Consider the following 23,274-nt stretch of genomic DNA (forward strand, 5'->3'; position numbering starts at 1 on the left):
GCCAAAGGCGAGCATGTTGCTGTAACTGCTGGCCCCGGCCCTGTAGGAGCGGGCCCTGCTCGCGAACGCGCCGCAGGCGCGGGTATGGCGCTTGGGGGCCACGACGAATCTGTAGCCTGAAAGCTACAAATGGGGTATCCTGCAGCTATTCCGTTACCAACGGCCGGACGGATCCGAGCCGTTCACCGAATGGCTCAATGGGGTTGCGGACAAGGTCACCCAGGCCAGAATCCGTGTTCGTCTTCAGCGACTCGCGGCTGGAAACCCCGGCGATGTAAAGCCCATCGGTGGCGGCGTCAGCGAGCTCCGGTTGCAGTTTGGTGCCGGATACCGCATCTACCTGTCCCAACAGGGCGCGACATGGATCCTCCTGCTATGCGGGGGAGACAAATCCAGCCAACAACGGGATATCGCCAAGGCGCAGAGGTATCTCGAGGACTGGAAAGCGAGGCAAAAATGAAAAAAGCCGCCGTATCCCATCACGAAGTCGAAGTTCGGGAATTGCGTGCGGATCCCGAGCTTGCCGTGGCGTACCTGAAGGCTGCGATGGCTTCTCTCGATGATCCCGAAGATCGCGCTGCCGGCCTTCTTGCATTGCGCACCGTTGCCGAAGCCTACGGTGGTCTAGGTGCTGTGGCCGCCGAGGCAGGCATCAGCCGCGAATCGCTCTACCGGGCGTTGTCACCCAGGGGCAACCCGACCCTGAAAACACTCGTGGCTGTGTTGAAGACGGTGGGCATGCGGCTTTCCGTCGAACCCGAGCATCGCGAGTCGGCATAAAGTGCCGATTCGCGTGCAGGCACGCTCCTGCAAGGCGGGCCACCCGGACAAGGCGGGCCACCCGGACAAGGCGGGCCCCCGGACCCTGTAGGAGCGAGCCTCGCACGCGAACGCGCCGCAGGCGCGGCTGAGATGGGTACAAGGTTCGACGCCAACTCGCCTGCGAGGCACGCCACAGCGTGCATTTTCCTGGGAAGGGTAACCCGCTGTGAGTCGAAGCCAATAGACCGTGCGATCTATGCTTTCGCCTGCGCATTCGGCAAGAAACACAGAAGAATTCGCTCTTCACCATTGCAACTGCCCACCGAACCCGGTACCGTCCCCAGCGGTTCACGGATTGAACGGATCCGTCTGGAACCCATTACCACCGCGCTCCCAACCGTTTGGAGTCGGCGCGGGGGGCCCGAACTACCGCGCGTGCAGCGGCGCGAACCGAGGCTCGGATGGCCGCCAAAGGCACCCGGGGATGGCGGTAGCGTGTCCGAAGCCACAACCTAACGGTCATGGCCAGCGGCCACCCCCGATGATGAAAGAGGCGTAGGCGTAGGGCGGAAAAGGCCGAAGGCCGTCATCCGCCAGCTGGCGCAGGATTGCCGCGGGCGCCTGGGCACTGCGAACGCCGTACGGCGGATGACGCTGCGCTTTTCCGCCCTACAGGTCACCCCGGACGCGCGCCGCGGGTTCTTTCACCCAACCCGAACCTTTGAAACCCTTCCCCGAAGAAACCCGCCTGAAGGTCATGCGCCTGCTGGCAGAGAACCCCGAGCTCACCCAGCGCGAGCTTGCGGAAGCGCTCGGCATCAGCCTGGGTGCAACGAACTACTGCCTGCGCGCGCTGATCGACAAGGGGCTGGTGAAGGCCGAGAACTTCCGCAAGAGCCACCGCAAGCGCGCCTACCTCTACACGCTCACGCCCAGCGGTATCGCCGAGAAGCTGCGCGTCACCCGCGCCTTCCTCGCCCGCAAGCAGGCCGAATACGTGGCCATCGAACGCGAGATCGAACAACTGCGCCAGGAACTGCAGGAAGAGGGCCGGCCATGACCGGCCCCGTACCGCAGCCATGACGTTAGACGCCATCGTCACTGCGAAAGAGCCGCAGTCAACCCCCTCACCGTCACTGCGAGGAGGCGAAGCCGACGCGGCAGTCCACACGGCCTGGATTGCCACGGGCCTCCGGCCCTCGCAATGACCATGCAGATGCAATCGTCACTGCGAGGAGCCTGTCATTGCGAGGCCGAAGGCCGTGGCAAAGGCGACGTGGCAGTCCAACCGCCGTCTGGATTACTCGCTACGCTCGCCCTTCGGGTCAGCCTGCGGCTGCTCAATGCGCGTTGCGCATTAGTGCCACGGGCCTCCGGCCCTCGCAATGACGGTGAAGGTGTCATCATCGCCGTAGACCCCCGCTACTTCCGCCCCACCGAAGTCGAAACCCTCCTCGGTGACCCCACCAAGGCGCGCGAAAAACTCGGCGGGACGCCCCGGCTCAGCTTCCACGAACTCGTCGCGGAAATGGTCCGCGAAGACCTCGCCATCGCCCAGCGCGACGATCTGGTGCGCAATAGCGGCTACACCGTGATGAATCACCACGAGTAGCCATCGCGAGCAGGCGAAAAGCCATCTTCGGCACCGTAGGAGCGGCTTCCAGCCGCGATCGAGGCGGAAGTCTGTCGCTTCCGGCACAAAGAAATCGCAATTAATGCGAAGAAATCTCCTTAGAACTTGAAATTCTGCCGAATTGTCGACAAATTGCGGGTCGTAGCAGAAACTTCTCCTGCTTGGACGCCAAAGCGATGATTCTGACCTTCACCCTCGAGAACTGGATGTCGTTCCGCGACCCGGTCACCTTCACCATGGTGGGCACCGCCGAGCGGCAGCACGCCGAGCGCGTCCCGCGCGTGGAGAAATACCGTACGAAGATTCTGCCGATCGCGGCCATCTACGGCGGCAACGCGTCTGGCAAGACGAATTTCTTCCAGGCCCTGAACTTCGCCAAGCGGTTCGTGACCCAGGGTGTATTGCCGGATGCCCGCATCCCGGTTGAACCTTTCCGGCTGGATGCGGCCGTGGCCGAGCGTCCCTCGCGCTTCGCGTTCGAGCTGCTGATCGACGAGCGCGTCTACGCATTCGAGTTCACTGTGACTCCTAAGGCGGTCCTGGACGAGCAACTCACGCTTATCCTCAGTACGGGCGACAAGCTGCTTTATCACCGCCGCGGCGAGGCCTGCGACTTCGGGAAGGCCCTGAAACGGGATGCGCGCCTGCAGTTTGCCTTCGAGGGGACCCAGGCGAACCGGCTGTTCCTCACCAACAGCGTCTCGCAGAAAATCGACGCCTTCCGGCCTGTCTACGATTGGTTCCGGGATCGGCTGGAACTCATCGCGCCGGATGCGCGTTTCCAAGGGTTCGAAGAATTCTTCGGCGAAGGCGGCCCGCGTCACGGTGCGATGAATCAGTTGCTGCCCCAGCTCGATACTGGGATTGCCCGCGTGTGCGGAGAGGAGGTCGCGCTGGATGCCCTGCATCTGCCGGCCGCTATCAAGGCGGACCTCCAGGAGAGGGTCACGGAAGGCATGTCCGTGCGACTCCTCAACGACGGCAGTGGAGACCGGGTCATCCTCACCCGGGAGGGCGGCGAGCTGCAGGCACGCAAGCTGGTGACCTGGCATCGCCGCAGCGACGGCACCGAGGCGCGATTCGAGTTCCGCCAGGAATCGGACGGCTCGCGGCGGCTGGTCGATCTGCTCCCGGCTTTTCTCGACCTTGCGCTTCAGGCTTCCGACCGCGTGTACGTGATCGACGAAATCGACCGGAGTCTGCACACGCTGCTGACGCGCCGGTTGGTGCAGGCCTATTTGGACCAGTGCACTGCGCAAACACGTACCCAGCTCCTGTTCACCACGCACGATGTCTTGTTGATGGACCAGACGATGCTCCGGCGGGACGAAATGTGGGTGGCCGAACGCGAGGCTTCTGGCAACTCCATCCTCACGGCATTCAGCGAATTCGAGGATGTGCGCCACGACAAGGACCTGCGCAAGAGCTATCTCCAGGGGCGTTTGGGAGGGATCCCGAGGCTCACGATGAACCCCGGCCTTGGCGAGCGCGGCGATGATGGCCGCACCATGCATTGACGGGCAGCAACGGTGCGCAGGAGGCGATTCACGCGCCCGTTGGGCAACCGCAGGTACGGCAAGCGTTTTGTGCTGGCCACAGAAGGTGAGCGAACCGAACCGCAGTATTTCCAACAGTTCGACCGCCAATCGTCCAACGTTTCTGTGTTCTGCGTCCGAAAGCCGGCAGGGAATGCGCCCCGGCAGGTGCTCAGGCGAATGGTTAACCATCTGGAACGGGAAGATCTGCGCCACGGGGATGAGGCGTGGTTGATCGTGGATAAGGACCACTGGTCCGATGAGCAGTTGGGCGAGTTGTACCGATGGGCTTGCGCTGCCCCGAACCGGCATCTGGGCCTGAGCAACCCGAAGTTCGAATATTGGCTGCTGCTCCACTTTGAAAACGGTGTCGGAATCCGTTCGGCGAGAGACTGTGAGCAACGCCTGCGCCGCTATTTGCCCGACTACCGGAAGGGCCTGGATACGCGTGAATTCACCCGAACGCAGGTCGAAGCGGCGGTCGAGCGGGCGCGACAGCGGGACCAGCCACCCTGCGCAGATTGGCCACGGGACGTCGGGTCCACCACTGTGTATCGCTTGGTCGCTGGCATTCTTTGCGCCCAAGACGCGCATTCCTAGAGCGCGCCGCAGACGGTCGAACCGCTGGCGTACCACCACGCGCCGCTTCCCCCGCAGGCACCCGCCCACCGGGCGACGACCGGGCATTGACTTCGGTTCACCACTTGAACGAACATTCACAAAGCCTAACGAGCGGTCTATATCCCGCTCGGCCTATACCCACCTGCCGCCACTCCCGATGCCTTCCGGAGGGTGCCGCCACACGCCCGCCCCGGCGCAGCAAAACGCGCACGGGAATGGCGGTAGCGTGCCCGAAGCCACAACCCAAGCTGAACCGCTGAAAGCCTTCCCCGAAGAAACCCGCCTGAAGGTCATGCGCCTGCTGGCAGAGAACCCCGAATTCACCCAGCGCGAGCTTGCGGAATCGCTCGGCATCAGCCTGGGTGCAACGAACTACTGCCTGCGCGCGCTGATCGACAGGGGGCTGGTGAAGGCCGAGAACTTCCGCAAGAGCCACCGCAAGCGCGCCTACCTCTACACGCTCACGCCCAGCGGTATCGCCGAGAAACTGCGCGTCACCCGGGCCTTCCTCGCCCGCAAGCAGGCCGAGTACAGCGCCATCGAGCGGGAGATCGAACAGCTGCGCCAGGAACTGCAGGAAGAGGGCCGGCCATGACCGGCCCCGTACCGCAGCCATGACGTTAGACGCCATCGTCACCGCGAAAGAGCCGCAGCCACCCCCCACCGTCACTGCGAGGAGCCCACAGGCCGACGCGGCAGCCCCCCTCGTCACTGCGAGGAGGCGAAGCCGACGCGGCAGTCCAAATGGCCTGGATTGCCACGGGCCTCCGGCCCTCGCAATGACCATGCAGATGCAACCGTCACTCAAACGCCCAAGCAGGACATGGACTTGATTCGAGAGCGATTAATAGCAGCGCAAGAGCACGCAGCAGGGTGCAAGAAATGACACAGATCGAAAAGAGCGCGACCAACATCTACCAAGACCTTGGCTTTCCGAATGCCGAGGAAATGCAGGTGAAAGCCGCGCTGGCTGCGAAGATTGGCGAAATCATCAAGCATCGCCATCTCACGCAAATACAGGCCGCCGAGCTGTTGGGTATCACCCAGCCCAAACTCTCGGGCATGCTGAGTGGCCAGTTTCGAGGCATCAGCGAAAGCAAGATGATCGACTGCCTCAACCGCCTGGGGCGAGACGTTGAAATTGTCGTACGCAAGCCGTCCCGTGCCCGCAAGACCGGCCATACTCGCGTCGTAGTCGCCTGATTGGACTGGCACGGCGCTTTCAGCACCCATTCGCGCGCGAGGCACGCTCCTACAGCGAACGCGCCCCAGGCGCTGCCCTTCTATCCGATACCTCCATGACCTACCCAACCCTCACCCACCACGGCGGCGCACAGGGCGTCACCGGCAGCTGCCACCGCTTGCAGCTGGCGCCGGATCGCGCGCTGCTCGTCGATTGCGGCCTGTTCCAGGGCCAGGACGCCGAAAGCGCCGACAACCTCGAACAACACCGCGTCACCTTCCCCGTGCACGACGTGCTGGCGCTGATCGTCACCCACGTGCACATCGACCACGTCGGTCGCCTGCCGTACCTGCTCGCCGCCGGCTACCGGGGCCCGATTCTCTGCTCCGTGCCCTCGGCCCGGCTGCTGCCGCTGGTGATCGAAGACGCCCTGAAAGTCGGCTTCACGCGCGACCGCACGCTCATCGAGCGCTTCCTCGAAGAAGTGCACAGCCGCCTCGTCCCGCTCGAATACCAGACCTGGCACACCCTCATCAATGACGCACGCCACCACGTCCGCATCCGCCTCCAACGCGCCGGCCACATCCTCGGCTCCGCCTACGTGGAAGTGGACATCCGGACGCCGGAGGCCAATCCGTCACTGCGAGGAGCCGCAGCCCAACCCCCATCGTCACTGCGAGGAGGCGAAGCCGACGCGGCAGTCCATGCGCCGCCTGGATCGCCACGTCGCTCCTCTCCTCGCGATGACGCCCTTGCCTCGTCCCTGCGAGGAGCCCAACCCCCCTCGTCACTGCGAGGAGCCGCAGCCCAACCCCCATCGTCACTGCGAGGAGGCGAAGCCGACGCGGCAGTCCAACCGCCGCCTGGATCGCCACGGGCCTTTGCCACGGCCTCCGGCCTCGCAATGACAGGCCCTCGCGATGACGGTGAGGAGGTGTCCTCCGGCCCTCGCGATGACGAGGCAGAGGGGGCCACCACCCGCATCGTCTTCTCGGGCGATCTCGGCGCCCCGAACAGCCCGCTGCTCCCGGCCCCCGACCCGCCGGAGCGCGCGGACATCCTCGTCCTCGAAAGCACCTACGGCGACCGTGTGCACGAAGATCGCAGCACCCGCCAGGCGCGCCTGAAGGCCGCGATCGACCACGCGCTGGAAAACAACGGCACCGTCGTCATCCCGGCGTTCAGCATCGGCCGCACCCAGGAACTGCTGTACGAACTCGAAGACCTCATCCACCAGGCCACCGACCCGCACTGGCAGGACCTCGAAATCATCGTCGATTCCCCGCTCGCCGCCCGCTTCACCGAGGCTTACCGCGACCTGAAGCCCTATTGGGACCTCGAGGCCCACGAACGCCTGGACCACGGCCGCCACCCGCTGGCCTTCGCGAACCTCTACACCGTGGACAGCCACGAAGAGCACCTGCAGACCGTCGACTACCTCGCGCGCACCGGCCGCCCCGCGGTCGTCATCGCCGCGAGCGGCATGGCCGCCGGGGGCAGGGTGGTGAACTACCTCAAGCGCATGCTCGGTGACGAACGCCACGACGTACTGTTCGTCGGCTACCAGGCCGAAGGCACCCCCGGCCGTGCCATCCAACGCCACGGCCCGCGCGGCGGCTGGGTGCAGCTCGACGGCGAACGCATCGACATCCGCGCCGGTATCCACACCATCGGCGGCTACTCCGCCCACGCGGCCCAGAACGACCTGCTCGCCTTCATCCAGGGCATCCCGCAAGCGCCGAAGGAAATCCGCCTCATCCACGGCGAACGCGACGCCCGGGAAGCCCTGAAAACCGAAATCGAAACCTGGGCCGAAGCCAACGGCCAAGCAGTCCAAGTCACATGTGCCGCGTAACGCACCCGCGCGCGCAGGGGTCAGACCCCGGTTTTTCTTTACCGAAGCGGAAGGAGGCGAAGGCTGGACTTGATCGTACCCATAACAGGCACTAAAGTACCCAATATGGGTTCCATTCCACCGCAAAGCATGCCCTCGGCAGAAGCCGTGCGTACCAGCCATTTCGGGTCCGCCCTGTTCACCGAGACCCAGCAGCGGGTGTTGGGGTTTCTGTTTGGTCGGCCCGAACGCAGTTTTTACGCCAAGGAACTGATCAAGCTGACAGCCTCGGGTTCCGGCGCCGTGCAGCGGGAACTCAAGCGCCTGGAAACGAGCGGCCTCGTGACCGTGCGCTGGCAGGGCAATCAGAAACACTATCAGGCCAACCCCGAGTCACCGATTTTTGTTGAACTGTGCAGTATCGCCCAGAAAACCTTTGGTCTTGCCGAGCCCATCCGCGAGCGCCTGAACCGTCTCTCGGACGATATCCACGCGGCGTTCATTTATGGGTCGGTGGCCAAGCAGAGTGAACACGCTGGCAGCGATGTCGACCTGTTGGTCATCAGCAGCGAAGTGACGTATGGCCAACTCATGGGCATTCTCGAGTCGGTGGAGGAACTGCTGGGGCGGCGCATCAATCCGACCCTCTACACGCCGGACGAATTCCAGCGTCGCCTGGAGCAACGCAACAGCTTTCTGATGCGCTTGCTGGAACAACCCAAGATCTGGCTCATCGGAAGCCAACATGACCTCGGCACTTGAAAACCTCTGCGGCCCCGGCAAGCCGCTGCGCCAGGAAGCGCCCGATCAGGCCGAATTTGACGGACTGCTCCGTTCCGGCAAGGTTCGCCTCAAGGATGCGCAAAACACGCAGAATGCCATCGAGAGCCGCTTTGATCTCGCCTACAACGCCGCCCACGCCTTGTGCCTGGCGGCGCTGCGGCAGTTGGGCTTCCGCGCGCAGCATCGCTACATCGTCTTCCAGGTATTGCCGCACACCCTCGGTCTTGGCCCGGAGATCTGGCGCGTACTCGACAAATGCCACCACCAACGCAACCTCGCGGAATATGAAGGCATGCTGGATGTAGACGAGCAGCTTTTTGCCGAACTCCTCCGTGCAACCGCTACTGTTTTGAAGACGATCGAGCAGCGCTATCCGCGGCAATGAGCGGATCGCCGCGACCGCGGGTGTACCCAGCCGCCTCGTCCCGCTCGAATACCGGACCCTGTAGGAGCGAGCCCCGCTCGCGAACGCGCCGTAGGCGCGGCTGAGATGGGTGCAAGGTTCGACGCCAACTCGCCTGCGAGGCACGCCACAGCGTGCATTTTCCTGGGAAGGGTAACCCGCTGTGAGTCGAAGCCAATAGACCGTGCGATCTATGCTTTCGCCTGCGCATTCGGCAAGAAACACAGAAGAATTCGCTCTTCACCATTGCAACTGCCCACCGAACCCGGTACTGTCCCCAGCGGTTCACGGATTGAACGGATCCGTCTGGAACCCATTACCACCGCGCTCCCAACCGTTTGGAGTCGGCGCGGGACGTCTGGAAGTGCGGCGCGAGAAGCGGCGCGAATCGAGGCTCGGATGGCCGCCAAAGGCACCCGGGGATGGCGGTAGCGTGTCCGAAGCCACAACCTAACGGTCATGGCCAGCGGCCACCCCCGATGATGAAAGAGGCGTAGGCGTAGGGCGGAAAAGGCCGAAGGCCGTCATCCGCCAGCTGGCGCAGGATTGCCGCGGTCGCCTGGGCACTGCAAACGCCGTACGGCGGATGACGCTGCGCTATTCCGCCCTACGTATCGCCCGGGACACGAGACAGGCCGTGACTTTCACGCTAACTGCCATGACCCGTGTGGCCACCCCCGATGATGAAAGAAGCGTAGGGCGGAAAAGGCCGAAGGCCGTCATCCGCCATTCCCACGCCGGGGTTGCCGCGGGCGCGCAGGGGCGCTCCGAACGCCGTACGGCGGATGACGCTGCGCTTTTCCGCCCTACAGGTCACCCCGGACGCGCGCCGCGGGTTCTTTCACCCAACCCGAACCTTTGAAACCCTTCCCCGAAGAAACCCGCCTGAAGGTCATGCGCCTGCTGGCGGAGAACCCCGAGCTCACCCAGCGCGAGCTTGCGGAAGCGCTCGGCATCAGCCTGGGTGCAACGAACTACTGCCTGCGCGCGCTGATCGACAAGGGGCTGGTGAAGGCCGAGAACTTCCGCAAGAGCCACCGCAAGCGCGCCTACCTCTACACGCTCACGCCGAGCGGCATCGCCGAAAAACTGCGCGTCACCCGCGCCTTCCTCGCCCGCAAGCAGGCCGAGTACAGCGCGATCGAGCAGGAGATCGAGGAGCTGCGTCGGGAGTTGCAGGAAGAGTCAGGGTAGGAGCGAGCCCCGCTCGCGAACGCGCCGCAGGCGCTGGTGGGTGCCGTTGACTATTCTTCGTCTATAAACGAAAATATGCATACCTAAGATACGCCACTACGTAACGGCAGACGGCAAAGACGCCTATCAGGAGTGGTTTGAAGGTCTCCGTGATGCACGCGTGAAGATCCAGATCTTGCGGCGCATCAACCGCATCGAACTGGGCAACCTGGGGGATCATAAGTTTTGCCGCGACGGTGTGTGGGAGTTGCGGCTCGACCTCGGTCCTGGCTATCGGGTGTACTACGCCCAAAGCGGGCATCAACTGATTCTTCTGCTGTGTGGTGGCGACAAGCGCAGACAAACCGCCGATATCGATCAGGCGGTGCGCTTTTGGCAAGACTGGCAGCGGAGAACAGAAACATGAAAGACCGAACACACGACGAAGCCACGGCGGAGCTTTTCCAGAAGGATCCCGCCTTTGCCTTGGCGTATCTCGACAATGTGCTTGAAGAAGGGAATCAGGCTGAACTGATGATTGCGCTGCGGCAACTGTCCAAAGCCTATGGTGGTGTTGCCCGGGTGGCCGAAGCGGCACACCTCAACCCAACGCAGTTGTATCGCACGCTATCGCCCGAGGGTAATCCCGAGCTGCGCAGCTTGAGTGCCATCCTGAAGGCGATGGGAATGCGTCTTTCTGTCCAGCCGCTCCCACCATCACCAACCCTGTAGGAGCGAGCCCCGCTCGCGAACGCGCCGCTGGCGCGGCTGAGCCGGATGCACCACCTGGCGCCAAAACGCGCCGCGGCCGAGCCAGATCCGCCACACCCCAACACCACCGCCACAACCGAACCCACACGTGAAAACCCTCGTCATCTTCGGCACACGCCCGGAGGCCATCAAAATGGCGCCGGTCATCCAGGCGCTGCGGCAGGCCGATGGCATCGAGACGCGCGTGTGCGTGACCGCCCAGCACCGGCAGATGCTCGACCAGGTGCTGCAGCTGTTCGACATCCGTCCGGACCACGACCTGAACCTGATGCAGCCCGGGCAGGACCTCACCGACATCACCGCCAACGTGCTCCACGGCCTGCGCCCGGTGCTGGCCGCCGAACGGCCGGACCTCGTGCTGGTGCACGGCGACACCACCACCACGCTCGCCGGTGCGCTGGCCGCCTACTACCAGCGCATCCCGGTCGGGCACGTCGAGGCCGGCCTGCGCACCGGCAACATCCATGCCCCCTGGCCCGAGGAAATGAACCGGCGCATTGCCGGCGCGATCACCAGCTTCCACTTCGCGCCCACCGCCCGCGCGCGCGACAACCTGCAGCGCGAAGGGGTAGGGGAGGAACGGATCCACGTCACCGGCAACACCGTCATCGACGCCCTGCTCGCCGTGGTCGACAAGGTCCGCGCGAACCCGGAACTGCAAGCGCAATTCCGCTTTCTCGACCCGGCCCGGCGCACCGTCGTCGTGACCGGCCACCGGCGCGAGAACTTCGGCGACGGCTTCCAGCGCATCTGCCGCGCCCTCGGCCGTCTCGCGGAGCGCAGCGACGTGCAGATCGTCTACCCGGTGCACCTGAACCCCAACGTCCTCGGCCCGGTGCGCGAAGCACTCGGCCAGCGCGACAACGTCCACCTGATCGAACCGCTCGACTACCTCCCGTTCGTCGCACTGATGGACCGCGCCGACCTCATCATCACCGACTCCGGCGGCGTGCAGGAGGAAGCCCCCTCGCTCGGCAAGCCGGTGCTGGTGATGCGCGAGACCACCGAGCGTCCGGAAGCCGTCGAAGCCGGCACCGTGCGCCTGGTCGGCACCGACGAGGAACGGATCGTGCGCGAAGCCGCGCGCCTGCTCGACGACCCGCAGGCCTACGCCGCGATGTCCCGCGCCCACAACCCCTACGGCGACGGCCGCGCCGCCGGCCGCATCGTCCGTGTGATCCAGCAGCAAGAGGAACCCAGTCTTGGTCCCTGCGGAAGCGAGCCTGCACGCGCACGCTAACTGCCATGACCCGTGTGGCCACCCCCGATGATGAAAGAGGCGTAGGGCGGAAAAGGCCGAAGGCCGTCATCCGCCATCCGGCGCCCGGGGTGCTGCGGGTGCCTGGGCACTGCGAACGCCGTACGGCGGATGACGCTGCGCTTTTCCGCCCTACGGGTCGCCCGGGACACGAGGCAGGCCGTGACTTTCACGCGAACGCGCCGCCGGCGTGCCGTGCGCTGGCGAATCACCCACCGCGTGAAAGACGCCAGCATCTGCTAAAACAAGCCTCACGTCCCGGAGGTTGCCGAGGACTACCCAGGTATCGACCGAGCGGCATTGAACCACGCCGCGATCGAGGCCCGGATGGGGAACGCACCCGGTTGGCCCGCAAAGGATTTGCAGGTCAGGCGTCGGGCGGGTGAAGCTGCTCATTGACGAAAATCGCTCGCCGGGGTTGGCCATATGGGCACCGGCATGCGCTGGCCGAGGCCGGGGTCACGGTCTGGCGGCTTTGAACGGGAAACACGAGCCCGGCCGGCGCCAGACGCATCCAACCGTGCTGAAGAGAGACCCGCTCGCTAACGTGCCATAGGCACGGGTGGGGTGGGTGCCGGATCCAAAGCCGATTCGCATGCGAGGCACGCGCCTATCGGGTTCGGTGATGCCGACCTGAGCCGGTTTGCGCTGGATTTCCATGGAACTGGAATACGACCACGACAAGGACGCGCGCAATCTCGCCAAGCACGGCGTGTCGCTCGCAGAGGCCTCGAGACTCGCGTGGGATACGCTTCTCGCTTGGGAAGACCGGCGGAAGCACTACGGTGAACCGCGTATGGCGGGACTTGCTCTGATGAACGACCGGCTCTACTCGGTAGTCTATGTAGAACGAGGGGCAAGACGCCGTATCATCAGCCTGCGCAAGGCCAATCGGCGTGAGGTAAAACGTTATGCATCTGAAAACTAAATCGGGCCGAAGGGTGATCCTGCCCACACCCGAGGAGGATGCGGCCATTACGGCAGCCGCTGCGGACGATCCCGACAACCCTGTCCTGAGCGATGACGAGTGGGACGAAGCCCGGCTTCGTGCCGTCCGCCCCGAGCCCGATACGGGCAAGGATCGCGTAGCGGTTCGTCTCTCCGAACAGGTTGTTCAACGTTTCCGTGCCACGGGTTCCGGCTGGCAAGGGCGCATGGACGCGGCCTTGCAGGATTGGCTGAAGCATCACAAGCCGGAGCAATTGCCATAGCGCCGATGCCCTCGTGTAGGAGCGAGCCCCGCCCGCGAACGCGCCGCAGGCGCGCCCGACCCGGTGCCGCACCCAACGCCGATTCGCGTGCAAGGCACGCTCCCACAAGTGAGACAGCGTCATGCATGCCTTCGTTTATCCAATCGCCTTGATCGACGATCCGGACGGCGGCTTCGTGGTGGCCTGCCGGGACCTGCCCGAAGCCATCACCCAGGCCGAGAACCGCGCTCAGGCACTGGAAGAGGCGGAAGGTGCCTTGCAGGCCGCGATCGAAATGCGTATCCAGGACGGCACGGCCATCCCGACGGCGAGCCGCCCGAGGCGTGGAGAACTCCTGGTGGCCGTACCCATCGGCACCGCGATGAAGGCGGCCTTGTATCTCGCCATGCGCGAGCAGGGCGTCAGCAAGAGCGAACTGGCCCGTCGGCTCGGCGTGAACGAAAAGGAAGCCCGACGCATGCTGGATCCGAGGCACAGCACCAAGGTCCCAGCGCTTGAACACGCGCTACACATACTGGGCAAGCGGGCGGAACTGCGCGTAAACGGCCTGTGATCTCGGCGCAAGGGGTCCAGCGCAAGGGGTCAGACCCCGGCTCGAAGGCCCCGGTTCGAAGCTCCGAACGCCGATGCGCGCGCAGGCACACTCCCGCAGGGGTAATTCGCGCGGGAAGGGAAACCCCGAACCCTGTCCTCTACTCGACACCGGAACCAGGAATGGAGAATGGGAAGATACTCTAAGCTCAAGGCGGTCATCCTCGCGGGGACCGCCGACGCCAATGTGGATTTCGCTGCCTTGTGCCAGCTTCTGGTTCGGCTCGGGTTTGAACAACGGGTGAGAGGTAGCCACCATATCTTCACGCGCGCGGACATCTAGGGAAACGCTGAAGAACTCGTCATCGCGAGGAGCGAAGCGACGTGGCGATCCATAAGGCACTGATTTCGTGGGTTCCGCTTGGATTGCCGCGCTTCGCTCGCAATGACAGGGCCCTTTGTTCAATGTTTCCCTAGGAAATCCTCAACCTGCAACCCAAGGCGAACAAGGCCAAGCCATATCAGGTCAGACAAGTCCGGGGCATACGGGTGAAATATCGGCGTGGAGAGAGCGATGTCGATTAAGTACGAGCTCATCGTGTACTGGAGTGAAGAGGAGCAGGCGTTCGTGGTCGAAGTCCCGGAACTTCCCGGTTGCATGGCCGACGGGTCGAGCTACGAGGAGGCCATTGCCAACGCTCAGCGGGTGATCGAAGACTGGATCGACACCGCGCAGCGTCTGGGGCGCCCCATTCCAGAACCCAAAGGACGCCTGATGTATGCCTGACCAAGCGGCGCGCTGACGGCCGATTCGCGTGCAGGCACCTCCTGCAAGGCGGGCCCCCGGACCCTGTAGGAGCGAGCCTCGCACGCGAACGCGCCGCAGGCGCGGCTGAGATGGGTACAAGGTTTGACGCCAACTCGCCTGCGAGGCACGCCACAGCGTGCATTTTCCTGGGAAGGGTAACCCGCTGTGAGTCGAAGCCAATAGACCGTGCGATCTATGCTTTCGCCTGCGCATTCGGCAAAAAACACAGACGAATTCGCTCTTCACCATTGCAACTGCCCACCGAACCCGGTACTGTCCCCAGCGGTTCACGGATTGAACGGATCCGTCTGGAACCCATTACCACCGCGCTCCCAACCGTTTGGAGTCGGCGCGGGACGTCTGGAAGTGCGGCGCGAGAAGCGGCGCGAACCGAGGCTCGGATGGCCGCCAAAGGCACCCGGGGATGGCGGTAGCGTGTCCGAAGCCACAACCTAACGGTCATGGCCAGCGGCCACCCCCGATGATGAAAGAGGCGTAGGCGTAGGGCGGAAAAGGCCGAAGGCCGTCATCCGCCAGCTGGCGCAGGATTGCCGCGGTCGCCTGGGCACTGCGAACGCCGTACGGCGGATGACGCTGCGCTTTTCCGCCCTACGTATCGCCCGGGACACGAGACAGGCCGTGACTTTCACGCTAACTGCCATGACCCGTGTGGCCACCCCCGATGATGAAAGAAGCGTAGGGCGGAAAAGGCCGAAGGCCGTCATCCGCCATTCCCACGCCGGGGTTGCCGCGGGCGCGCAGGGGCGCTCCGAACGCCGTACGGCGGATGACGCTGCGCTATTCCGCCCTACAGGTCACCCCGGACGCGCGCCGCGGGTTCTTTCACCCAACCCGAACCTTTGAAACCCTTCCCCGAAGAAACCCGCCTGAAGGTCATGCGCCTGCTGGCGGAGAACCCCGAGCTCACCCAGCGCGAGCTTGCGGAAGCGCTCGGCATCAGCCTGGGTGCAACGAACTACTGCCTGCGCGCGCTGATCGACAGGGGGCTGGTGAAGGCCGAGAACTTCCGCAAGAGCCACCGCAAGCGCGCCTACCTGTACACGCTCACGCCGAGCGGCATCGCCGAGAAGCTGCGCGTCACCCGCGCCTTCCTCGCGCGTAAGCAGACCGAATACGAGGCCATCGAACGCGAGATCGAGCAACTGCGCCAGGAACTGCAGGAAGAGGGCCGGCCATAACTGGCCCCGTACCGCAGCCATGACGTTAGACACCATCGTCACTGCGAAAGAGCCGCAGTCAACCCCCTCACCGTCACTGCGAGGAGGCGAAGCCGACGCGGCAGTCCACACGGCCTGGATTGCCACGGGCCTCCGGCCCTCGCAATGACCATGCAGATGCAATCGTCACTGCGAGGAGCCTGGGATTGCGAGGCCGAAGGCCGTGGCAAAGCCGACGTGGCAGTCCACACGCCGCCTGGATGGTCAAGGAGCTCCGGTCCTCGCGCTGCCGGCGGGAAAACGAATCCGCCCGACATTCGCGCATAAGAAAATCCGCGTCCATCCGTGGCTAACTCTCATGGCCAGCGGCCACCCTGCAGGATGAAAAAGCGAGCCACGGATGAACACGGATAGGGTTTCAACCAATAAACATCCGTGTTCATCCGTGTTCATCCGTGGCAAAGAACGCTTTTCGGCCCTTGTCCGTGCCTTCCGTGTGCTTCCGTGGCCGTATCTTCACGCTAAGAAAGCCCTGCCAACAAAGGCCCACTCCCCATGACCCTCGCCATCATCGGCCTCGGCTACGTCGGCCTGCCCCTCGCGGTGGAATTCGCCAAGCGCCGCGACGTCATCGGCTTCGACATCAACGCCGCACGCATTGCGGCCCTGCAGGGCGGCCATGACGCGACGCTGGAAGTGGCGGACGACGAACTCCGGCAGACGATGGCATCGGGGCGGTTGCGCTTCACCACGGACCCCCAGGACATCGCGGCCTGCACGACCTACATCATCACCGTGCCCACGCCCATCACCGAGGAAAAGCGCCCCGACCTGCGTCCGCTGCTGAGCGCCTCGAAAACCGTGGGCCAGCTCCTGAAGCCCGGCGACCTCGTGATTTACGAATCCACCGTCTACCCCGGCTGCACCGAGGAAGACTGCGTGCCAATCCTGGAACGCGAATCGGGCCTGAAGTACATCACCGCAGCCCAGCCCTCACCGTCATCGCGAGAAACGAAGCCTTCAGCAGCGAGGAGCGAAGCGACGTGGCAGGCAGCCGACGCGGCAGTCCAACCGCCGCCTGGATCGCCGCCGGCCTTAGCCACGGCCTCTGGCCTCGCAATGACAGGCCCTCGCGATGACGCTGATGCCCCGTCATTGCGAGGAGGCCGTCAGGCCGACGTGGCAATCCACGAAAATGGCTTCCACGTCGGCTACTCCCCCGAGCGCATCAACCCCGGCGACAAGGAACACCGCGTCTCCACCATCCGAAAGGTCACCTCCGGCTCCACCCCCGAGGCCGCCGAGCGGGTAGATGCGCTCTACCGCGAGATCATCACCGCCGGCACGCACAAGGCCGAGAGCATCCGCGTTGCCGAAGCCGCCAAGGTCATCGAGAACACCCAGCGCGACCTCAACATCGCGCTGATGAACGAACTCTCGGTGCTGTTCGCACGCCTGGGCATCGACACCGAGGCCGTGCTCCGCGCCGCCGGCACCAAGTGGAACTTCCTGCCGTTTCGGCCCGGCCTGGTCGGCGGCCACTGCATCGGCGTCGATCCGTACTACCTCACGCACAAGGCCGAGAAGATCGGCTACATCCCGCAGGTCATCCTCTCGGGACGGCGCATCAACGACAACATGGGCCGCTACGTCGCGCGCAGCACCCTCAAGAAGATGATCCAGAACGGCTGCGATGTGACGAAAGCCACCGTCGGCGTGCTCGGCCTCACGTTCAAGGAAAACTGCCCCGACCTGCGCAACAGCCGCGTGATCGACATCATCCGCGAACTGCAGGACTACGGCGTGCGCGTGATCGCCGAAGACCCCCACGCAGATCCGGAAGAAGTCGCGCAGGAATACCCCCAAGTGACCCTGGGCGCGATCACCCCGGAAACCCCCGTGGATGCCCTCGTCGTCGCCGTCGGCCACGACGTCTACGCCGAACGCGACGCCGACACCGTCCGAGCGCACCTACGCGGCGAAAGCCCCGTCCTCGCCGACGTCAAAAGCCTCTACGACCGCCACGCACTCGCCGCCGCCGGCATCACCGTCTGGCGTCTCTGATCTAAAGTGCCACAGGCTTTTTGAGCCACGGATGGACACGGGTAAACAAGTTGAGCCACGGATGAACACAGATAGAATTAAATTTATAAAAAATCCGTGTTTATCCGTGTCCATCCGTGGCTAAATCCAACCCACGCGCAACCCAGCCCCCACGCCAACCAAATGACAGGCCAATGAACGAACCCATCAAGGACCGAAAAATCCGCATCGCCGTCGTCGGCTGCGGGCGCATCTCGAAGAATCACTTCGGCGCCATCGAGCGCCACGCGGAGAACATGGAACTCGTCGGCGTCTGCGACACCCACGCACCTACGCTCGAACAACACGAAAACGCGTACAAGGCTCCCGGGTTCAGGAGCCTGCCCGAGCTCCTCGGCAGCGTCGAGCCGGATATTATCTCGCTCTGCAGCCCCAGCGGCCTGCACCCGGAGCAGACGATCACCGCCGCGCGCCACGGCGTGCACGTGATGACGGAAAAGCCGATGGCAACCCGCTGGCAGGATGGCGTGCGCATGGTCAAGGCCTGTGACGAGGCCGGGGTACGGCTGTTCGTCGTCAAACAGAACCGTCGCAACGCCACCCTGCAACTCCTGAAACGCGCGGTCGCCGAGAAGCGCTTCGGCCGCATCCACATGGTGCACCTGAACGTCTTCTGGAGCCGCCCGCAAAGCTACTACGACCAAGCCAAGTGGCGCGGCACCTGGGAGTTCGACGGCGGCGCGTTCATGAACCAGGCCAGCCACTACGTCGACCTGCTCGACTGGCTGATCGGCCCGATCGACAAGGTGCAGGCGATGGTCAGCACCACCCGCGACATCGAAGTGGAAGACACCGGCGTCCTCAACGTCCGCTGGCGCAGCGGCGCGCTCGGCTCGATGAGCGTCACCATGCTCACCTACCCGAAGAACCTCGAGGGCAGCATCACCATCCTCGGCGAGCAGGGCACCGTGCGCGTCGGCGGAGTGGCCGTGAACGACATCCAGCTCTGGGATTTCGCCGAACCGCGCGACTACGATGCCGAAATCAAGAGCGCGAACTACGAAACCACCTCGGTCTACGGCTTCGGCCACCCGCTCTATTACAAGAACGTGATCGACGTACTCCGCGGCGAAGCCGAACCCGAAACCGACGGCCGCGAGGGCCTCAAATCCCTAGAAGTCCTCATCGCCGCCTACCTCTCCGCCCGCGACGGCCGCACCGTCTCCCTGCCGCTCGAGTATTAGCCACGGATGGACACGGATAAACACGGATTGGGTAGGATTTGGGAAGGCATCATGGATGATGAGGGGCATTCTCATGGACGAGAAACTGGTTGCAGAAGATCTGACGTATCGCATTCGTGCTGGCATCTTCGCGGTTGCGAACACGCTGGGCTCCGGTTTTCTGGAGAAGGTCTACGAGAATGCCCTTGCGATCGAGCTTCGCAGCGCCGGCCTGGCGGTCAGCACCCAGGTGCCGATCCGGGTCTTCTACAAGCGGCAGATCGTCGGCGACTACCAGGCCGACATGCTGATCGAAAACCACGTGCTCCTGGAACTGAAAGCCGTCAGCGCCCTGAGGCCCGAACACGAAGCGCAACTCCTCAACTACCTGCGCGCGACTCGAAAACCCCTCGGCCTGCTCGTCAACTTCGGCCAACCCAAAGTCCAAATCAAGCGCATGGTCCTCTAACCCCAAATCCCTATCCGCGTTCATCCGTGTCCATCCGTGGCTAATCAAATTCATTCCACCGCCATCGTCGACGAAGGCGCCCAAATCGGCCAAGGCACCCGCATTTGGCACTGGACCCACGTCTGCGCTGGCGCCCGTATCGGCCAACACTGCTCCCTCGGCCAGAACGTCTTCGTCGGCAACCGCGTGGTCATCGGCAACAACGTGAAGATCCAGAACAACGTCTCGGTCTACGACGACGTGACCCTGGAAGACGACGTCTTCTGCGGCCCCAGCATGGTCTTCACCAACGTCTACAACCCGCGCTCGGCGGTCTCGCGCAAGCACGAATACCGCCCCACGCACGTGAAGCGCGGCGCCACCCTCGGCGCCAACTGCACCATCGTCTGCGGCATTACCATCGGTGAATACGCCTTCATCGGCGCCGGCGCCGTCGTGAACAAGAACGTGAAGCCCTACGCCCTGATGGTCGGCGTCCCCGCCCGCCAGATCGGCTGGATGAGCGAATACGGAGAGCAAATCCCGTTGTCTATCGAGGGAACCGGGACCTACCATTGCCCGCATACGGGTAGCCAGTACACACTCAGTGACGGCCAGTTGCGGCGAACAGGAGCAACTCATGCAAGTTGAAGCCATCTACGAGAACGGCAAACTCGAATTCGTTAAGCCCCTCAAGCTCAAGCACCAACGCGTTCGCTTGGTCGTGACCGTGCCGGACGAGGAGGTCGATGTCTCGCTCCGTGACCTGGTGTCCGAGGAAGTGCTTCTGCGTGCGCGAGCCATGCGCGAGCATCTCGACGCCGTTCGTGACGCACCCTTGCCGCCCGATGACGCATTGCCGGACCTGACACCCAAGCAGATCGACCGCATCAAAGCCTTCGAGCTTCGGGAAGATCGTTGATATGGATTTGCTGCTCGACATCAACGTAGCGGTCGACAGTTGCACTGGACGAAAACCCTGGTGCTCCGCATCCGACGTCGCGATCAGCAAATGCCGGTCCGAGGGAGGGCGTCTCTGGCTCTACGCGGGCAGCGTGCAAACCCTGGAATACGTCACGCGAAGCGAGTTGAGGCGACTCGCCACCGAGAAGGGCAATCCCCTCAGTGGCAAACAACTCGTTGCTCAAACCCAGAACCTCCTCAAAACCTTTGCGGCTGACAAACACTGGCTCGCCGCCCTGGCTGGCGAAGGCCCGGTCTTTGACACCGCCGACCCGGAAGACGAGCAACTTCTTCGCGCCCTGGATCGCTTCCCGGCCGACTCGATTCGGTTGCTCACTCGCGATGAGGAGCTGCTGAACGACTATCCCGAAAAAACCATCAGCCCCTTGGCCTATTGTCAGATGGGGCAGCCCAAGGCCAAACTCGACTTCATCGACCTCGCCGCCCAACAGCAGATCATCCGCCCCGAACTCGAGCGCAACATCCATCGGGTGTTGCACCACGGCCAGTACATCCTCGGCCCCGAAGTTCGCGAGCTGGAACAGCGTCTCGCCGCCTACACCGGCGCGAAGCACTGCATCACCGTCGCGAGCGGCACCGAGGCGCTGCTGATCAGCCTGATGGCGCTGGGCATCGGCCCCGGCGACGAGGTGATCACCACGCCGTTCACCTTCGTCGCCACCGGCGAGATGATCGTGCTGCTCGGCGCCACCCTGGTGTTCGTCGACATCGAACCCGACACCTGTAACATCGACGCAAGCCGGATCGAAGCGAAGATCACCGAGCGCACCAAGGCGATCATGCCCGTGAGCCTCTACGGCCAGCCGGCCGACATGGACGAAATCAATGCCATCGCCGCGCGCCACGGCAACATCCCAGTGATCGAAGACGCGGCGCAGAGCTTCGGCGCGACCTACAACGGCCGCAAGTCCTGCAACCTGTCCACCATCGGCTGCACCAGCTTCTTCCCGAGCAAGCCCCTCGGCTGCTACGGCGACGGCGGCGCGATCTTCACCAGCGACGACCACATCGCCCAGGCCTGCCGCGAAATCCGCGTCCACGGCCAGAGCCAACGCTACGTCCACACCCGCATCGGCGTCGGTGGCCGCATGGACACCCTCCAATGCGCCATCGTCCTCGCCAAACTCGACCGTTTCGACGAGGAAATCACCCAACGCCAAACCGCCGCCCGCCGCTACCACGATGCGTTAGCCATGGATGAACACCGGTCAGTTGTAGCCACGGATGAACACGGATCAACACGAGCCACGGATGCACACGGATTAACACGGATGGATGAAAACTCAAAAAACATCCGTGTCCATCCGTGTCCATCCGTGGCTAATCCCATATGCCCTCTACCGTGGCCCAAAACAGACCGCACGTCGGTCTTCGCCCAGTACACGATCCTCGCCGATGACCGCGACGCCCTCCAGGCACACCTGAACCAGGCCGGCATCCCCACCGCCGTCCACTACCCGGTGCCCCTGAACGAACAACCGGCCTACGCCCACCTCTGCTGCCGCGATTGCACCCCCGTCGCCCAGCAGATCGCCAAACAAGTCATCAGCCTCCCGATGCACCCCCTGCTCACCCCAGCAGACCAAGACCGCATCGTCCAGGCACTAAAAACGGCAGCCACCGATAAACACGGATGAACACGGATAGGGTTTAAATCAAAAAACATCCGTGTCCATCCGCGTCCATCCGTGGCTAATAAATGCCCTTCAACCCTTTTCCGTGTCTTTCCGTGTTCTTCCGTGGCCAAAAACGCCCTTGACCTCTGCCCTTCAATCCTCTCCACATCCGTGTCCATCCGTGGCTAAATCCCCAAAGCACATCGCAATAGTCGGCGGCGGTATCAACGGCCTCTGCTGCGCCTGGGAACTCGCCCGCCAGGGCCACGATGTCGAACTCTTCGAGCGCGGCCGCCTAATGGACGAAACCAGCCGCGCCTCGTCCAAGCTGCTCCACGGCGGCCTGCGCTATCTCGAAACCCTACAACTGCGCCTCGTCCGCGAAGCCCTTGCCGAACGCGACCAGTGGTTCGAGCGTGCCCCGCAATGGGCGCGCCCCCTGTCCATCGTCATTCCCATCTATGGGCACGGCAAGCGAAGCCGCTGGCAGTTCGGCCTGGGTCTCTGGCTTTACCGCCGGCTCGCGGCCCATAGCCCCCACCGCGACTACCACTGGCTGCCCGCCGAGGAATTGACCGCGATCGACCCGGGGCTGAACCCCAACGGCTTGATCGGCGGCTACCGCTTCACCGACGGCCAGATGGACGACCAGCAGCTCGGGCTCTGGGTGGCCGAACAGGCGCGGCAAGCGGGTGCCCGGCTGCACGAACAGGCGCCCGTCGAACGCATCGACAGCCAGGGCCGGCTGTGGCAGCAGGGCGAGGAGGCGCGGCAGTTCGACACCGTGGTGAACGTCGCTGGCCCCTGGGCTGAACAGCTCGCACGGAACAGCGGCCTGAATCTCACCCACGGCCTCGACCTCGTCCGCGGCAGCCACATCGTTCTTAACCGGCCCTGTCACCAGGCCTACCTGGCCGAGCATCCGCAAGACCGGAGAATCTTCTTCATCCTGCCGTGGAAGGAGGGGACCCTGCTCGGTACAACGGAAGTGCGCCAAGCCCTTGATGAACCGATCGCCTGCAGCGATGCGGAAGCCCAATACCTGCTCGACGCCTACGGCAATATCGTGCAGCCTGCAGCCACCGCCACCGAAATCCGCGAACGTTTCGCTGGCCTCCGGCCCCTGCTGCGTTCCCGTGGCAATGCCAATCACGCCAGCCGCGAATACACGATCGAACGGACCGGGAAGGCGATCAACGTGCTGGGCGGGAAGTGGACTACTGCGCCGGCTCTGGCGCGCAAGCTCCCGGCGATCGTTCGCTGACCAATGTGCGAT

At 63.8% G+C, this 23,274-nt stretch carries 27 protein-coding genes and 3 pseudogenes; 27 read left to right on the top strand and 3 right to left on the bottom strand.

Annotated features, from left to right (window positions below):
* Window positions 1–229 precede the first annotated feature (229 nt).
* The 11 genes and pseudogenes from THITH_RS17695 (at window position 230) to THITH_RS19085 (ending at window position 8,736) form a co-directional block, all read left to right on the top strand.
* Window positions 230–460, top strand: a complete 231-nt coding sequence (locus tag THITH_RS17695; protein WP_456300610.1) for a type II toxin-antitoxin system RelE/ParE family toxin — start codon at window positions 230–232, stop codon at window positions 458–460.
* A complete protein-coding gene (locus tag THITH_RS05445; protein WP_006749130.1) occupies window positions 457–780 on the top strand; it encodes a helix-turn-helix domain-containing transcriptional regulator in 324 nt (107 codons plus the stop codon). Before THITH_RS17695 ends, THITH_RS05445 begins: the two co-directional genes overlap by 4 nt.
* Before the next feature lie 703 nt (window positions 781–1,483).
* Complete coding sequence (locus THITH_RS05450) at window positions 1,484–1,822, top strand: MarR family EPS-associated transcriptional regulator (RefSeq protein WP_084222624.1); 339 nt, start codon at window positions 1,484–1,486, stop codon at window positions 1,820–1,822.
* Between the two features lie 321 nt (window positions 1,823–2,143).
* Window positions 2,144–2,374: pseudogene (locus THITH_RS17700) on the top strand (GDP-mannose 4,6-dehydratase); the annotation flags it as partial.
* A gap of 257 nt (window positions 2,375–2,631) precedes the next feature.
* Entirely contained in the window at window positions 2,632–3,912 is a 1,281-nt protein-coding gene (locus tag THITH_RS05460) for an AAA family ATPase (protein ID WP_198019474.1), read from the top strand.
* 39 nt (window positions 3,913–3,951) lie between these two features.
* The gene (locus tag THITH_RS05465) at window positions 3,952–4,530 is read left to right on the top strand and encodes an RloB family protein (protein WP_198019475.1); all 579 of its coding nucleotides are present in this window, start codon (window positions 3,952–3,954) and stop codon (window positions 4,528–4,530) included.
* Window positions 4,531–4,834: 304 nt separating this feature from the next.
* The gene (locus THITH_RS05470; protein ID WP_269667597.1) at window positions 4,835–5,146 is read left to right on the top strand and encodes a MarR family EPS-associated transcriptional regulator; all 312 of its coding nucleotides are present in this window, start codon (window positions 4,835–4,837) and stop codon (window positions 5,144–5,146) included.
* A gap of 287 nt (window positions 5,147–5,433) precedes the next feature.
* Entirely contained in the window at window positions 5,434–5,754 is a 321-nt protein-coding gene (locus THITH_RS05475; protein ID WP_006749136.1) for a helix-turn-helix domain-containing protein, read from the top strand.
* Between the two features lie 95 nt (window positions 5,755–5,849).
* Entirely contained in the window at window positions 5,850–7,589 is a 1,740-nt protein-coding gene (locus tag THITH_RS05480; protein ID WP_006749137.1) for an MBL fold metallo-hydrolase, read from the top strand.
* A 69-nt stretch (window positions 7,590–7,658) separates the two neighbouring features.
* Window positions 7,659–8,330, top strand: a complete 672-nt coding sequence (locus tag THITH_RS05485; protein ID WP_232222254.1) for a nucleotidyltransferase domain-containing protein — start codon at window positions 7,659–7,661, stop codon at window positions 8,328–8,330.
* On the top strand, window positions 8,314–8,736 hold the full coding sequence (locus tag THITH_RS19085; RefSeq protein WP_006749139.1) for a hypothetical protein: 423 nt from the start codon (window positions 8,314–8,316) through the stop codon (window positions 8,734–8,736). The genes THITH_RS05485 and THITH_RS19085 overlap by 17 nt, the downstream gene beginning before the upstream one ends.
* A 475-nt stretch (window positions 8,737–9,211) precedes the next feature.
* Here THITH_RS19085 and THITH_RS19090 read toward each other — a convergent pair.
* Window positions 9,212–9,414 (bottom strand): annotated as a pseudogene (locus THITH_RS19090) (hypothetical protein).
* A gap of 198 nt (window positions 9,415–9,612) precedes the next feature.
* On the opposite strand from THITH_RS19090, the gene THITH_RS05495 reads away from it, so the two are divergent.
* From THITH_RS05495 to wecB, 4 genes are all read left to right on the top strand, one after another.
* Window positions 9,613–9,948, top strand: coding sequence for a MarR family EPS-associated transcriptional regulator (locus THITH_RS05495; protein ID WP_084222625.1), 336 nt, complete (start codon window positions 9,613–9,615; stop codon window positions 9,946–9,948).
* A gap of 88 nt (window positions 9,949–10,036) precedes the next feature.
* Entirely contained in the window at window positions 10,037–10,354 is a 318-nt protein-coding gene (locus tag THITH_RS05500; protein ID WP_269667598.1) for a type II toxin-antitoxin system RelE/ParE family toxin, read from the top strand.
* A complete protein-coding gene (locus THITH_RS05505; protein ID WP_006749142.1) occupies window positions 10,351–10,659 on the top strand; it encodes a helix-turn-helix domain-containing transcriptional regulator in 309 nt (102 codons plus the stop codon). Before THITH_RS05500 ends, THITH_RS05505 begins: the two co-directional genes overlap by 4 nt.
* Window positions 10,660–10,786: 127 nt before the next feature.
* Entirely contained in the window at window positions 10,787–11,938 is a 1,152-nt protein-coding gene (gene wecB, locus THITH_RS05510) for a non-hydrolyzing UDP-N-acetylglucosamine 2-epimerase (RefSeq protein ID WP_025367312.1), read from the top strand.
* Here wecB and THITH_RS19095 read toward each other — a convergent pair.
* Window positions 11,935–12,192, bottom strand: coding sequence for a hypothetical protein (locus THITH_RS19095; RefSeq protein WP_084222626.1), 258 nt, complete (start codon window positions 12,190–12,192; stop codon window positions 11,935–11,937). The genes wecB and THITH_RS19095 overlap by 4 nt on opposite strands.
* 422 nt (window positions 12,193–12,614) lie before the next feature.
* Here THITH_RS19095 and THITH_RS05515 point away from each other — a divergent pair, with 422 nt between their 5' ends.
* From THITH_RS05515 to THITH_RS05535, 4 genes are all read left to right on the top strand, one after another.
* Complete coding sequence (locus tag THITH_RS05515; RefSeq protein ID WP_006749145.1) at window positions 12,615–12,884, top strand: BrnT family toxin; 270 nt, start codon at window positions 12,615–12,617, stop codon at window positions 12,882–12,884.
* Entirely contained in the window at window positions 12,868–13,167 is a 300-nt protein-coding gene (locus tag THITH_RS05520; protein WP_006749146.1) for a BrnA antitoxin family protein, read from the top strand. The genes THITH_RS05515 and THITH_RS05520 overlap by 17 nt, the downstream gene beginning before the upstream one ends.
* A 121-nt stretch (window positions 13,168–13,288) precedes the next feature.
* Entirely contained in the window at window positions 13,289–13,720 is a 432-nt protein-coding gene (locus tag THITH_RS05525; RefSeq protein ID WP_006749147.1) for a type II toxin-antitoxin system HicB family antitoxin, read from the top strand.
* 552 nt (window positions 13,721–14,272) lie between these two features.
* Entirely contained in the window at window positions 14,273–14,485 is a 213-nt protein-coding gene (locus THITH_RS05535; RefSeq protein WP_006749149.1) for a type II toxin-antitoxin system HicB family antitoxin, read from the top strand.
* Between the two features lie 480 nt (window positions 14,486–14,965).
* Here THITH_RS05535 and THITH_RS19100 read toward each other — a convergent pair.
* Window positions 14,966–15,168, bottom strand: a pseudogene (locus THITH_RS19100) (hypothetical protein).
* A 198-nt stretch (window positions 15,169–15,366) separates the two neighbouring features.
* On the opposite strand from THITH_RS19100, the gene THITH_RS05540 reads away from it, so the two are divergent.
* The 8 genes from THITH_RS05540 (at window position 15,367) to THITH_RS05575 (ending at window position 23,262) form a co-directional block, all read left to right on the top strand.
* Complete coding sequence (locus THITH_RS05540) at window positions 15,367–15,705, top strand: MarR family EPS-associated transcriptional regulator (protein WP_084222627.1); 339 nt, start codon at window positions 15,367–15,369, stop codon at window positions 15,703–15,705.
* Window positions 15,706–16,239: 534 nt separating this feature from the next.
* Window positions 16,240–17,748 carry a nucleotide sugar dehydrogenase gene (locus tag THITH_RS05545; protein WP_006749151.1) on the top strand — a complete coding sequence of 503 codons (1,509 nt, stop codon included), beginning with the start codon at window positions 16,240–16,242 and terminating at the stop codon, window positions 17,746–17,748.
* A gap of 173 nt (window positions 17,749–17,921) precedes the next feature.
* Window positions 17,922–18,971, top strand: a complete 1,050-nt coding sequence (locus tag THITH_RS05550; RefSeq protein WP_006749152.1) for a Gfo/Idh/MocA family protein — start codon at window positions 17,922–17,924, stop codon at window positions 18,969–18,971.
* A 73-nt stretch (window positions 18,972–19,044) separates the two neighbouring features.
* Window positions 19,045–19,419 (top strand): GxxExxY protein, encoded by a 375-nt coding sequence (locus THITH_RS05555; RefSeq protein ID WP_006749153.1) that lies wholly within the window; start codon window positions 19,045–19,047, stop codon window positions 19,417–19,419.
* 36 nt (window positions 19,420–19,455) lie between these two features.
* On the top strand, window positions 19,456–20,049 hold the full coding sequence (locus THITH_RS05560; RefSeq protein ID WP_006749154.1) for an acyltransferase: 594 nt from the start codon (window positions 19,456–19,458) through the stop codon (window positions 20,047–20,049).
* On the top strand, window positions 20,039–20,320 hold the full coding sequence (locus tag THITH_RS05565) for a hypothetical protein (RefSeq protein ID WP_006749155.1): 282 nt from the start codon (window positions 20,039–20,041) through the stop codon (window positions 20,318–20,320). The genes THITH_RS05560 and THITH_RS05565 overlap by 11 nt, the downstream gene beginning before the upstream one ends.
* Window position 20,321: 1 nt before the next feature.
* A complete protein-coding gene (locus tag THITH_RS05570; protein WP_006749156.1) occupies window positions 20,322–22,019 on the top strand; it encodes a DegT/DnrJ/EryC1/StrS family aminotransferase in 1,698 nt (565 codons plus the stop codon).
* 31 nt (window positions 22,020–22,050) lie between these two features.
* Window positions 22,051–23,262: an FAD-dependent oxidoreductase gene (locus THITH_RS05575; protein WP_232222255.1), complete on the top strand. Its 1,212-nt coding sequence runs from the start codon at window positions 22,051–22,053 to the stop codon at window positions 23,260–23,262.
* Window positions 23,263–23,274 lie beyond the last annotated feature (12 nt).

The sequence above is a fragment of the Thioalkalivibrio paradoxus ARh 1 genome (assembly GCF_000227685.2).
Lineage (GTDB): Bacteria > Pseudomonadota > Gammaproteobacteria > Ectothiorhodospirales > Ectothiorhodospiraceae > Thioalkalivibrio > Thioalkalivibrio paradoxus.